This window comes from Limnohabitans sp. 2KL-27 (assembly GCF_001269345.1).
GTDB lineage: Bacteria > Pseudomonadota > Gammaproteobacteria > Burkholderiales > Burkholderiaceae_C > Limnohabitans_A.
In genome coordinates this window covers 51,883-65,306 of sequence record NZ_CXOP01000002.1, presented here as the reverse complement: position 1 = coordinate 65,306, position 13,424 = coordinate 51,883, and the positions used below count along the sequence as shown (strand labels likewise).

Here is a 13,424-nt window from a genome sequence, read left to right as displayed (position 1 = left end):
GTGTGTTCAATTCGACGTGGGGGCATTGGCCATGCGCCGCCCCATGAAAACCGTGGCCACCACCAGCAGGGCAAAACTCAGAGTCATGGCATCCAGCGATTCTCCCAGCAAAGGCACGGACGCCAACATGGTGATGAACGGTTGCAGCAATTGCAGCTGGCTCACCCGCAGCGGACCGCCCAGCGACAGGCCACGAAACCAGGCAAAAAACCCCGCCCACATGGAGAACACGCCCACATACACCAAGGCCAGCCACGATGTCGTTGCCATGGCGTGTTCAGGCCAGGTGAGCCAGGCCCCCGGCAGCGTGAAGGGCAAGGCCATGACACACACCCAGCTGATGACTTTTTCTGCGCCCAGGCTGGCCGTGACTTTGGCGCCAGCCACATAGCCCAGTGAGCCGGCCACCACCGCACCCACGAGCAGCGTGTCGGCCCAGGTCAGGCCAAAGCCGTGGCCCAACTGCGCTGCCCGCAGCAGGCTGTAGACCGCCACCAGGGCGCTGCCCAACGCGGCAAACACCCAAAACCCTAGGCGCGCGCGTTGGTGCATGAGCCAGGCGGCTGCCGCTGCAGTGGCCAGCGGCATGAGCGAGGTGATGACAGCCGCATGGCTGGCCGTGACGTGGCGCAGCGCCCAGCCCAGCAGCAAGGGGTAACCGATCACATTGCCCGCCAGTGACAAAAACAAAGGCCCGCGCTGGGCTGCAGTGGGCCATGGGGCCCGCACGGCCAGTAGGTAAATGCCCGACAGCACACCCGCCAGCGCGGCCCGCGCCCAAGTGACAAACCAGGGCGACATTTGCGGCGCGTCCACCGTTCCGGTGGCCAAGCGCGTCATGGGCAAGGTGAGCCCGAAAATGACCACCCCCAAAAAACCCAGCCAAAGGCCCAGGTTCTCGCGGTGTTGAGCGGCGTCGTTCATGGATGTGTGTTCTTGGGGCGGGGCGGTTGCCGAGCGGGCCATGCGCGCTGCTGCTGGCGTCAGCCTGCGCTTTGGCGCAAGCCGTTCAGAATCCACAAAGCCGTGGCCACCAGCGCCACCGCCATGCAACGGTTGAACACCAGCAAGCGGCGGCCGTGTGCCAGCCAGTGCCGCAGCATCGAGCCGGCCACCGCATAGGTCAGGTTACTGAAGAAACCATAGGCCACCATGATGGGCAGCAGCACCAGTGTGCGGGCGGTGGCGTCTTCGCGCCCGGCCACCCAGCCTGCCACGATGGCCAGGGCCAGCATCCAGGCCTTGATGTTGAGGAACTGCAGGCCCACACCCTGCACAAAGCCCACCTGCAACTTGGCGCTGTCGGCTTGCTGCAAACTGCCGCTTTGCCACAAACGCGAGGCCAGCCACAGCAAATAGCCCGTGCCCAGCGTCACGATGCCCCAGCGCAAAGGTGGAAAAGCCACGACCAAACCACCCAAGCCTGTGGCGCACAGCAGGAACAAAATGCCCCAACCGACCGGTACCGCGCACACAAAGCGCATGGCGCGGCGCATCCCGTGGTTGGCGGCCATGGCCGTCGACAAGGTGGTGTTGGGCCCTGGGGTGAAGCTGCTCACGGTGGCAAGCACCAGCAGGGCGCTGAGTTCTGAAGGGGTCATGGCTTTGAATGTAGGGCCAAAAGGCCACTGCTCAGGTCGCCATTTGGACTCGTCCGCGTGCCATCAGCGGGCCGACAGCACTTCCCAGCGCTCCATGGCCACCAACAACAGGTCGTCCATCTCGGCATCGCGCTTGAACAGTTGCTGTGCCAGGCCTGGGTCACGTTGGTAGATGCTGCCATCGGCCAACTGCGCTCGGGCTGCGGCCTGTTCTTTTTCCAGCGCTTCGATCTTGGCAGGCAACTCGGCCAGTTCGCGCTGTTCTTTGTAGCTGAGTTTGCTGCGAGCGGCCGCTGCGGGTGCGGCAGCCGCCGTGATGGGGGCGGCCGCGGCCGGTGGCGTCGAGCCACTGCGCTGCGCAGCTTGCGCCCGAATGGCCTGAGCGCGTTGCGATTGCACCAACCAGTCCTGCACCGAGCCTTCGTATTCGCGCCACAGGCCCGGTTGGTCCGGGGCGCTTTCGCAGGCGATGATGCCGGTGACCACGTTGTCCATGAAGGCGCGGTCGTGGCTGACCAGGAACACGGTGCCTTCGTAGGTCTGCAGCAGCTCCTCCAGCAATTCCAGGGTTTCGATGTCCAGGTCGTTGGTGGGTTCGTCCAGCACCAGCACGTTGGCCGGGCGCGCAAACAAACGCGCCAGCAGCAAGCGGTTGCGCTCGCCACCAGACAAGGAGCGCACGGGCGAGGTGCCGCGTGCGGGCGAGAACAGAAAGTCGCCCAGGTAGCTCTTGACGTGCTGGCGCTTGTTGCCGATCTCGATCCATTCGCTGCCGGGGCTGATGAAGTCCTCCAGCGTGGCGTCCAGGTCCAGTGCGTCGCGCATCTGGTCAAAATAGGCCACTTCCAGCTTGGTGCCGCGGCGCACTTCGCCGCTGTCGGCTTCCAGTTCGCCCAAAATCAGTTTGAGCAAGGTGGTCTTGCCAGCACCGTTGGGGCCGAGCAGGCCAATCTTGTCACCTCGGAGCAAGGTGCCGGTGAACTTCTGGATGATGGTTCGCACCGAGCCGTCGGGCTGGGCGAAGCTCTTGCTCACATCCGTCAATTCGGCCACCAGCTTGCCACTGGGCACGCCCGAGGCGACTTCCATTTTCACGTTGCCCACCTTTTCACGGCGGGCGGCGCGTTCGCTGCGCAGGTTTTGCAGGCGCGTGATGCGGCTTTGGCTGCGGGTGCGACGCGCTTCCACACCTTTGCGAATCCAAATTTCTTCTTGGGCCAGCAGCTTGTCGGCTTTGGCCTGAATCACGGCCTCTTGCGCGAGTTGCTCTTCTTTTTGAAGCTGGTAGGCGGCATAGTTGCCCGGATAAGGGCGCAACTTGCCTCGGTCCAGCTCGACAATGCGCGTGGCGATGCGGTCCAGAAAGGCCCGATCGTGCGTGATGGCGATCACGCTGCCCTTGAAGTCAATCAGCAGGTCTTCCAGCCAGGTGATGGCGTTCAGGTCCAGGTGGTTGGTGGGCTCGTCCAGCAAGAGCACATCAGGGCGGGTCACCAAGGCCTGGGCCAGGGCCACCCGTTTGCGCATGCCGCCAGACAGCGACTGCACAATGGCATTGGGGTCCAGCTTCAGGCGTTGCAGGGTTTCATCCAGGCGTTGCTCCCAGCCCCAGCCGTCGCGCGACTCGATCAGCCCTTGCAGCGTGTCCAGATCCCCCCGGCTGTGTGTGTAGTCGTCGATCCACTGCACCACTTCGGACAGACCCTCTCGAACCGACTCAAAAATGGTGTGTTCAGGCACCAGCACGGGCTCTTGCGCCACGTAAGCAATGCGAACGCCTTGCTGCACATGCAAGTTCCCGTCGTCCGGACGCTCCATGCCCGCCAAAATTTTGAGCAAGGACGACTTGCCCGTGCCGTTGCGACCAATCAAGCCGATGCGCTCGGACGTTTCCAAAGAAAAGTCAGCGTGATCAAGGAGGGCGACGTGACCAAAAGCCAGAGACGCGTTCAGGAGTGTGAGTAATGCCATGGGCCCATTATCCGGGGGTGGCTCAAAAAATTAGCCGAAAAATTCAAAAAGATGGCGAAGGCCTAAAAAACTGTGTCACAATAGAGGGCTTCGCTGCACACAAATGGGCTTTCGCAAGAAACGCAAATCAGGCAGTGAAGGAGTTTTTGAAAAGACCCCTGGGGTCAAAAAATTTTTCAAAAACTTGACGCAGCCTTCAAAACTGTGTCATAATTCGAGGCTTCGCTGATCGCGGCGAAGCAAGACGGGGTGATGCAAATTGCCTTGGGTTCTTTAAAAATATACAGCCGATAAGCGTGGGCGTTTGATGGTGATTGCCAAGTTCTTCGGAACTTAGCTTTAACTAGCTAACAAACGCTCATGAAGTAAAAAAGATGTGGAAATCAGAGATGGTGACCACGTCGATTCCAATTTATGAGTTGCTCGAGAGAGCGAAAAAAATCAAGATCGAACTATAGAGTTTGATCCTGGCTCAGATTGAACGCTGGCGGAATGCTTTACACATGCAAGTCGAACGGTAGAGGGGGCAACCCCTCGAGAGTGGCGAACGGGTGAGTAATATATCGGAACGTGCCCAGTCGTGGGGGATAACGTAGCGAAAGTTACGCTAATACCGCATACGATCTATGGATGAAAGCGGGGGATCGCAAGACCTCGCGCGATTGGAGCGGCCGATATCAGATTAGGTAGTTGGTGGGGTAAAGGCTCACCAAGCCAACGATCTGTAGCTGGTCTGAGAGGACGACCAGCCACACTGGAACTGAGACACGGTCCAGACTCCTACGGGAGGCAGCAGTGGGGAATTTTGGACAATGGACGCAAGTCTGATCCAGCCATTCCGCGTGCAGGATGAAGGCCCTCGGGTTGTAAACTGCTTTTGTACGGAACGAAAAGGTTTCTCTTAATACGAGGAGCTCATGACGGTACCGTAAGAATAAGCACCGGCTAACTACGTGCCAGCAGCCGCGGTAATACGTAGGGTGCAAGCGTTAATCGGAATTACTGGGCGTAAAGCGTGCGCAGGCGGTTATGTAAGACAGAGGTGAAATCCCCGGGCTCAACCTGGGAACTGCCTTTGTGACTGCATAGCTAGAGTACGGTAGAGGGGGATGGAATTCCGCGTGTAGCAGTGAAATGCGTAGATATGCGGAGGAACACCGATGGCGAAGGCAATCCCCTGGACCTGTACTGACGCTCATGCACGAAAGCGTGGGGAGCAAACAGGATTAGATACCCTGGTAGTCCACGCCCTAAACGATGTCAACTGGTTGTTGGGTCTTCACTGACTCAGTAACGAAGCTAACGCGTGAAGTTGACCGCCTGGGGAGTACGGCCGCAAGGTTGAAACTCAAAGGAATTGACGGGGACCCGCACAAGCGGTGGATGATGTGGTTTAATTCGATGCAACGCGAAAAACCTTACCCACCTTTGACATGTACGGAAGCCTTTAGAGATAGAGGCGTGCTCGAAAGAGAGCCGTAACACAGGTGCTGCATGGCTGTCGTCAGCTCGTGTCGTGAGATGTTGGGTTAAGTCCCGCAACGAGCGCAACCCTTGTCATTAGTTGCTACATTCAGTTGGGCACTCTAATGAGACTGCCGGTGACAAACCGGAGGAAGGTGGGGATGACGTCAAGTCCTCATGGCCCTTATAGGTGGGGCTACACACGTCATACAATGGCTGGTACAAAGGGTTGCCAACCCGCGAGGGGGAGCTAATCCCATAAAACCAGTCGTAGTCCGGATCGCAGTCTGCAACTCGACTGCGTGAAGTCGGAATCGCTAGTAATCGTGGATCAGAATGTCACGGTGAATACGTTCCCGGGTCTTGTACACACCGCCCGTCACACCATGGGAGCGGGTCTCGCCAGAAGTAGTTAGCCTAACCGCAAGGAGGGCGATTACCACGGCGGGGTTCGTGACTGGGGTGAAGTCGTAACAAGGTAGCCGTATCGGAAGGTGCGGCTGGATCACCTCCTTTCTGGAAACTGCAATCTAAATTGAACGCTCACACTTATCGGTTGTTGGAAGGCAAGTCGCTGACGGCTTGGGCATAAAGCCTGGTTGTTGAGCAACGACTTGGGTCTGTAGCTCAGTTGGTTAGAGCACTGTGTTGATAACGCAGGGGTCGTTGGTTCGAGACCAACCAGACCCACCAATCCTTCTGAAGAGTGAGCGCTGTTTGGGCGCTCCGGACAAGATAACGGGGGATTAGCTCAGCTGGGAGAGCACCTGCTTTGCAAGCAGGGGGTCGTCGGTTCGATCCCGTCATCCTCCACCATCACTTATCGAAATGTTGAGCGGGCTTTGCAAGGGCCTGGATAAATCTTCATTCAAAACAAAAGCTGCTTGGCAAGAGATTGCGAGGCTGTTTTTGTGTTGATTGATATTGATCGATTAACAAGTGTCGCAAGACACACGGCTGTTCTTTAAAAATTCATAGAGTCGAATCAGAGTTGCCAGGGGAAACCGCACATTCGTAAAGGTTTAGTGCGGACCGTGCCCCTGGTGACAATTTTTTGATTGCGTCAAAACGAATATTCAAACGACGTTTGAAATTCAAGTAAAGACGAATTGTTCTTTTGATATTGGATGGAAACATCCGGTGTTGAGGAATTATTCATTTACGGCATAACGCGTCAGGTGAAAGACCTGACAGACATTCCTTGAAAACAACGATGAGTTCTCGCAAGAGAGTTCAAAGTTATAGGGTCAAGTGAATAAGAGCATGTGGTGGATGCCTTGGCAATGATAGGCGACGAAAGACGTGAAAGCCTGCGATAAGCTTCGGGGAGCTGGCAAATAAGCTTTGATCCGGAGATTTCTGAATGGGGAAACCCACCCTTAGGGGTATCGCATGATGAATACATAGTCATGCGAGGCGAACCGGGTGAACTGAAACATCTCAGTAGCTCGAGGAAAAGACATCAACCGAGATTCCGAAAGTAGTGGCGAGCGAAATCGGAAGAGCCTGTTAGTGATAGCACAACTGTTAGCAAAGCGGCATGGAAAGGCCGGCCATAGTGGGTGATAGCCCCGTATGCGAAAACAGATGTGTGGTACTGAGCTAACGACAAGTAGGGCGGGACACGAGAAATCCTGTCTGAATATGGGGGGACCATCCTCCAAGGCTAAATACTCATCATTGACCGATAGTGAACAAGTACCGTGAGGGAAAGGCGAAAAGAACCCCGGGAGGGGAGTGAAATAGATCCTGAAACCGCATGCTTACAAAAAGTAGGAGCCTCGAAAGGGGTGACTGCGTACCTTTTGTATAATGGGTCAGCGACTTACATTCAGTGGCAAGGTTAACCGAATAGGGAAGCCGTAGAGAAATCGAGTCCGAATAGGGCGATCAGTCGCTGGGTGTAGACCCGAAACCAAGTGATCTATCCATGGGCAGGATGAAGGTGCCGTAACAGGTACTGGAGGTCCGAACCGACTAATGTTGCAAAATTAGCGGATGACCTGTGGATAGGGGTGAAAGGCTAAACAAACTTGGAAATAGCTGGTTCTCTCCGAAAACTATTTAGGTAGTGCCTCAAGTATTACCATCGGGGGTAGAGCACTGTTTTGGCTAGGGGGTCATGGCGACTTACCAAACCAAGGCAAACTCCGAATACCGATGAGTACAGCTTGGGAGACAGAGCACCGGGTGCTAACGTCCGGACTCAAGAGGGAAACAACCCAGACCGCCAGCTAAGGTCCCTAAAATTGGCTAAGTGGGAAACGAAGTGGGAAGGCTAAAACAGTCAGGATGTTGGCTTAGAAGCAGCCATCATTTAAAGAAAGCGTAATAGCTCACTGATCGAGTCGTCCTGCGCGGAAGATGTAACGGGGCTAAGCCAGTTACCGAAGCTGCGGATTTGCAATTTATTGCAAGTGGTAGGAGAGCGTTCTGTAGGCCTGTGAAGGTGGTGGTGTAAACCCTGCTGGAGGTATCAGAAGTGCGAATGCTGACATGAGTAGCGTTAAAGGGGGTGAAAAGCCCCCTCGCCGTAAGCGCAAGGTTTTCTACGCAACGTTCATCGGCGTAGAGTGAGTCGGCCCCTAAGGCGAGGCAGAGATGCGTAGCTGATGGGAAACAGGTCAATATTCCTGTACCGATGACAAGTGCGATGTGGGGACGGAGAAGGTTAGCTCAGCCAACTGTTGGATATGTTGGTTCAAGCCTGTAGTCGTGCTCGGTAGGCAAATCCGCCGGGCTTAGATGAGGGGTGATAACGAGGGTGCTTGCACCTGAAGTGAGTGATACCCTGCTTCCAGGAAAAGCCACTAAGCTTCAGCTTGTCATTGACCGTACCGCAAACCGACACTGGTGCGCGAGATGAGTATTCTAAGGCGCTTGAGAGAACTCAGGAGAAGGAACTCGGCAAATTGATACCGTAACTTCGGGAGAAGGTATGCCCCTATTAGGTGAACTTGAACAAAGGGAGCCGAACGGGGTTGCAAAAAATCGGTGGCTGCGACTGTTTAATAAAAACACAGCACTCTGCAAACACGAAAGTGGACGTATAGGGTGTGACGCCTGCCCGGTGCTGGAAGATTAAATGATGGGGTGCAAGCTCTTGATTGAAGTCCCAGTAAACGGCGGCCGTAACTATAACGGTCCTAAGGTAGCGAAATTCCTTGTCGGGTAAGTTCCGACCTGCACGAATGGCGTAACGATGGCCACACTGTCTCCTCCTGAGACTCAGCGAAGTTGAAATGTTTGTGATGATGCAATCTCCCCGCGGAAAGACGGAAAGACCCCATGAACCTTTACTGTAGCTTTGTATTGGACTTTGAACAGATCTGTGTAGGATAGGTGGGAGGCTTTGAAGCGAGGTCGCTAGATCTTGTGGAGCCAACGTTGAAATACCACCCTGGTGTGTTTGAGGTTCTAACCTAGGTCCATTATCTGGATCGGGGACAGTGCATGGTAGGCAGTTTGACTGGGGCGGTCTCCTCCCAAAGCGTAACGGAGGAGTTCGAAGGTACGCTAGTTACGGTCGGACATCGTGATGATAGTGCAATGGCATAAGCGTGCTTAACTGCGAGACTGACAAGTCGAGCAGATACGAAAGTAGGACATAGTGATCCGGTGGTTCTGTATGGAAGGGCCATCGCTCAACGGATAAAAGGTACTCTGGGGATAACAGGCTGATACCGCCCAAGAGTTCATATCGACGGCGGTGTTTGGCACCTCGATGTCGGCTCATCTCATCCTGGGGCTGTAGCCGGTCCCAAGGGTATGGCTGTTCGCCATTTAAAGAGGTACGTGAGCTGGGTTTAAAACGTCGTGAGACAGTTTGGTCCCTATCTTCCGTGGGCGCTGCAGATTTGAGGAAGCCTGCTCCTAGTACGAGAGGACCGGAGTGGACACACCTCTGGTGTATCGGTTGTCACGCCAGTGGCATTGCCGAGTAGCTAAGTGTGGAAGAGATAACCGCTGAAAGCATCTAAGCGGGAAACTCGTTTCAAGATGAGATCTGCCGGGGCCTTGAGCCCCCTGAAGAGTCGTTCAAGACCAGGACGTTGATAGGTCAGGTGTGGAAGCGCAGTAATGCGTTAAGCTAACTGATACTAATTGCTCGTGCGGCTTGACCCTATAACTTTGATCACACATTGAAAGATGTGCATTGGTCAAGGAAGTTATGCCAAGTTGACGCATTCAAAAATGGCTGAAAGGCCGAAATCTGATTCGAAACTCTATGAATTCGTTGTCTTGATGCAAGTCAAGATGACACCAAGTTATGCCTGATGACCATAGCAAGTTGGTCCCACTCCTTCCCATCTCGAACAGGACAGTGAAACGACTTAGCGCCGATGATAGTGCGGGTTCCCGTGTGAAAGTAGGACATCGTCAGGCTTCTAACAGCCCAAAACGCCTCACCGACCGGTGGGGCGTTTTGCTTTGTGCGAAGCATTTCTGCATCCGCACCATTCCCTCTCTTTCTTTCGTTTTCTACGGGTTACTCCCTGATTGACCGACTTTTCATTCGCCTCAATACTTGAGGTTTGAAATATATAGGCCTTAATCAATGGCCTGTGCGGTCTATAGCAAAGAGAACGAACATGAAAATTGTGTGCATTGGCGGTGGTCCTTCGGGTTTGTACTTTGCGTTGCTGATGAAAAAGCTCGGCCACCACCACGACATCACCGTGGTGGAGCGCAACAAGCCTTACGACACATTTGGTTGGGGTGTTGTTTTTTCTGACCAGACGCTGGAGAACATGCGCGGGTGGGACCCAGAAACCGCTGCAGAAGTGGAGCAAGCTTTTAACCACTGGGATGACATAGAACTGCACATCAAAGACCGTGTGATCCGATCAGGTGGTCATGGATTTGTGGGGATTGGGCGAAAAAAATTGCTGAATATTTTGCAAGAGCGCTGCGAGCAAGTGGGCGTCAAGCTCTTGTTCGAACAAGATGTGAATTCGGATCTGGATTTTCCCGACGCGGACCTTATCCTGGCCAGCGATGGTGTGAATTCGCGTGTTCGAAGCAGGCTTCCTGAAGTTTTCAAACCAGACATCGTCACTCGGCCCAATCGCTTCATCTGGCTGGGCACCAACCGCCAATACGATGCCTTCACCTTTTTGTTTGAAAAGACCGAGCACGGTTGGTTTCAGGCGCACGTCTATAAATTCGACAACCAGACTTCGACCTTCATCGTCGAGTGCCCCGAGCACGTCTGGCTGGCGCACGGTCTGGACAAAGCCGATCAAGACGCGTCGATTGCTTTTTGTGAAAAGCTTTTCGCAAAGAACCTTCAGGGCGAAAAGTTGATGACCAACGCCCGCCACCTGCGTGGCTCGGCTTGGCTCAACTTTCAGCGGGTCAAGTGCGCCAACTGGTCGCACTTCAACGGCAACAGCCATGTGGTGCTGATGGGCGACGCGGTGCACACCGCTCACTTTGCGATTGGCTCGGGCACCAAGCTTGCGCTCGAAGACGCGATCGAGTTGGTGCGTCAATTCAAAGGGCTGGGCGATACCGCTGACCGCATCCCGGAAGTCCTGAAGCACTACCAAGCTGTGCGAGAGATCGACGTGATCCGCCTGCAAAACGCCGCCTGGAATGCCATGGAGTGGTTCGAAGTGTGCGGTGAACGTTACTGCGACCAGCTCGAACCCGAGCAGTTCATGTATTCCATGCTGACGCGCAGCCAGCGCATCAGCCACGAGAATTTGAGACTGCGCGACAAGGCCTGGTTGGAGGGCTACGAGGCTTGGTTCGCTGGGCGCACGGCCACACCCGGGGTACGTCCACCCATGTTCACGCCCTACACCCAGCGCTCGGTCACCCTCAAAAACCGAGTCGTCGTCTCGCCTATGGCGCAGTACATGGCGCTGGACGGCCGCGTGGGCGATGACCATCTCGTGCACTTGGGCGCACGCGCCATGGGCGGCGCCGGGCTGGTGATGGTCGAGATGACCGCGCCCAGCGCAGACGGCCGCATCACCCACGGCTGTCCGGGCCTGTGGAGCGATGAGCAGACCGAAGATTTCAAACACATCACCGACTGGGTGCATGCCAAGTCTGACGCGAAGATCGGCCTGCAGATCGGCCACGCCGGGCCCAAAGGCTCGACCTGCCGCCCTTGGCAAGGTCCTGGCATGGACCAACCTGTTCCCGCTGACGACGAAGAGAGTAACTGGCCATTGCTGGCGGCCTCGGCTCAGCCCTATTTGCCCCACGGCGATGTGCCCCGCGCCATGTCCCGGGCCGACATGGACCGGGTCACGGCCGACTTCGTGGCCAGCACCCAGCGTGCTGCGCAAGCCGGCTTCGATTGGCTGGAGTTGCACTGCGCCCACGGCTATCTGCTGTCGAGCTTCATCAGCCCGCTCACCAACCAACGCACAGACGAATACGGCGGATCGCTCGCCAACCGCCTGCGTTACCCGCTCGAAGTGTTTGCCGCGGTGCGCGCCGCTTGGCCCAAAGAACTGCCCATGTCGGTGCGCATCTCGGCGCACGATTGGGTAGAAGGCGGCATCACACCGACTGACGCGGTCGAGATCGCCCGCGCCTTCAAGGCTGCAGGTGCTGACATGATCGACTGCTCATCGGGTCAGGTCAGTGCTCAGCAAAAGCCCACTTACGGCCGCATGTACCAAACCCCCTTTGCCGACCGCATTCGCCAAGAAGCGGGCATCGCCACCATCGCGGTGGGCGCCATCAGTGAAGCCGACCACGTCAACAGCATCTTGGCGGCAGGCCGCGCCGACCTGTGCGCTGTGGCTCGGCCGCACCTGGCCAACCCGGCCTGGACGCTGACCGAAGCCGCACGCATTGGCTTCAAAGACATCGCTTGGCCGCGTGCATACGTTTCGGGCAAGCCCCAGCTCGAAGCAGGCTTTGCCCGCGAGCGTGCCCAGCAGGCTGCGACAAAGGGGGATTGAGATGTTGAATGCTCATGGGGGGACTTCAACTTCCTTGCAATTTGAATTTTTGGGAGCGACGCCCTCGTCGCGAATGGGCGTCCATCGCGGCGAGGGCGCCGCTCCCACAAAAACCAATCAAGGCGAGGTGACTCCCACAAAAGTCCATCGCGGCGAGTTTGCCGCTCCTACAAAGGTGACCGCATGCTGAACAACCGCCACGCCCTCATCACTGGCGCGGGCGCAGGCATTGGCGCGGCCATCGCACTGCAGCTCGCGCAAGCGGGTTGCCGCTTGACCCTGAGTGGCCGTTCGCAAGACAAGCTGCAGGCGCAAGCCGAGGCGCTGCGTGCACAAGTGCCCGATGTGGCGGTGCTGATCGCGCCCATGGACGTGGCCGATGAACACGCCGTACAAGCGGCGGTGCAGCAGGCCCAGGCCCGCTTTGGTTCGGTGAACATCTTGGTCAACAACGCGGGCCAGGCGCACAGCGCGCCCTTTGCCAAGACCGATGCCGCGCTGTGGCAGCAGATGTTGAACGTCAACCTCACAGGCACCTACCATTGCATCCAGGCAGTGCTGCCGGGCATGCTCGAAGCGGCAGCCAGCGGAACGCCCGGACGCATCGTCAACATCGCCAGCACGGCAGGCCTCAAGGGCTATGCCTATGTCAGCGCCTATGTGGCCGCCAAGCACGGCGTGGTCGGCCTGACCAAAGCGCTCGCGCTCGAGTTGGCGCGCAAGGGCGTGACCGTGAACGCGATTTGCCCCGGCTACACCGAGACCGACATCGTGCGCCACGCCGTGCAAAACATCGTGGGTAAAACCGGCAAGAGCGAAGCCGAAGCGCGCCAAGCCCTGGCCGCAGGCAACCCCCAACAGCGCCTGGTACAACCGCAGGAAGTGGCGCAAAGCGTGCTGTGGCTGTGTGCGGCAGGCAGCGATGCGATCAACGGCCAATCGATTGCCATCGACGGTGGGGAGCTGGTGGCATGAGCGCACGACAAGACACCGATATGGAAGTGCGGGCCCATGCCGATCACCATGCCTCGCTGCGCCTGTGGTTGCGCTTGTTGTCGGCCACCACCCGCATCGAAGACACCATCCGCCAGCGCCTGCGCGAGCAGTTTGACATCACGCTGCCGCGTTTTGACCTGATGGCCCAGTTGGAGCGTGAGCCGCACGGCCTGTCGATGAGCGAGCTGTCGCGCCGCATGATGGTCACGGGCGGCAACGTCACCAGCATCGTGGACCAGCTGGAAAAAGAACAACTGGTGCAGCGGCAAATGCAGGCCAGCGACCGCCGCTCTTTCACCGTCAGCTTGACCGAGGCAGGGCGTACCGCATTTGCCGCCATGGCCCAGGCCCACGAAGGCTGGGTGGTCGAGCTGCTGTCGCCATTGGCAGAGCGAGAACAAACACAGTTGCACCAACTGCTGGGCACCTTGAAGTCCGGCACCCGAACACAATAAAAGGAGAAGAC

At 56.9% G+C, this 13,424-nt stretch carries 6 protein-coding genes, 2 tRNA genes and 3 rRNA genes; 8 read left to right on the top strand and 3 right to left on the bottom strand.

Features of this window, described 5'->3' with window-relative positions:
• Positions 1–6: 6 nt before the first annotated feature.
• The 3 genes from LHAB_RS02930 to LHAB_RS02920 form a co-directional block, all read right to left on the bottom strand.
• Complete coding sequence (locus tag LHAB_RS02930; RefSeq protein ID WP_090047582.1) at positions 7–924, bottom strand: DMT family transporter; 918 nt, start codon at positions 922–924, stop codon at positions 7–9.
• A 59-nt stretch (positions 925–983) separates the two neighbouring features.
• A complete protein-coding gene (locus LHAB_RS02925; protein WP_090043903.1) occupies positions 984–1,601 on the bottom strand; it encodes a LysE family translocator in 618 nt (205 codons plus the stop codon).
• A 63-nt stretch (positions 1,602–1,664) separates the two neighbouring features.
• Complete coding sequence (locus LHAB_RS02920) at positions 1,665–3,572, bottom strand: ATP-binding cassette domain-containing protein (protein ID WP_090043902.1); 1,908 nt, start codon at positions 3,570–3,572, stop codon at positions 1,665–1,667.
• Between the two features lie 449 nt (positions 3,573–4,021).
• Between LHAB_RS02920 and LHAB_RS02915 the strand changes: the two genes are divergently transcribed.
• From LHAB_RS02915 to LHAB_RS02880, 8 genes are all read left to right on the top strand, one after another.
• Positions 4,022–5,552: ribosomal RNA gene (locus LHAB_RS02915) — 16S ribosomal RNA — on the top strand.
• Positions 5,553–5,652: 100 nt separating this feature from the next.
• Positions 5,653–5,729: transfer RNA gene (locus tag LHAB_RS02910), tRNA-Ile, on the top strand.
• A gap of 47 nt (positions 5,730–5,776) precedes the next feature.
• A tRNA-Ala gene (locus tag LHAB_RS02905) sits at positions 5,777–5,852 on the top strand.
• A gap of 429 nt (positions 5,853–6,281) precedes the next feature.
• Positions 6,282–9,161, top strand: a 23S ribosomal RNA gene (locus LHAB_RS02900).
• Positions 9,162–9,309: 148 nt separating this feature from the next.
• A 5S ribosomal RNA gene (gene rrf, locus LHAB_RS02895) occupies positions 9,310–9,422 on the top strand.
• The 16S, 23S and 5S rRNA genes sit together here with 2 tRNA genes alongside, the layout of an rRNA operon.
• Positions 9,423–9,628: 206 nt before the next feature.
• The gene (locus LHAB_RS02890; protein WP_090043901.1) at positions 9,629–11,962 is read left to right on the top strand and encodes a bifunctional salicylyl-CoA 5-hydroxylase/oxidoreductase; all 2,334 of its coding nucleotides are present in this window, start codon (positions 9,629–9,631) and stop codon (positions 11,960–11,962) included.
• Between the two features lie 183 nt (positions 11,963–12,145).
• Positions 12,146–12,937, top strand: coding sequence for an SDR family NAD(P)-dependent oxidoreductase (locus tag LHAB_RS02885; RefSeq protein ID WP_090043900.1), 792 nt, complete (start codon positions 12,146–12,148; stop codon positions 12,935–12,937).
• A complete protein-coding gene (locus LHAB_RS02880) occupies positions 12,934–13,413 on the top strand; it encodes a MarR family winged helix-turn-helix transcriptional regulator (protein WP_090043899.1) in 480 nt (159 codons plus the stop codon). The genes LHAB_RS02885 and LHAB_RS02880 overlap by 4 nt, the downstream gene beginning before the upstream one ends.
• Positions 13,414–13,424 lie beyond the last annotated feature (11 nt).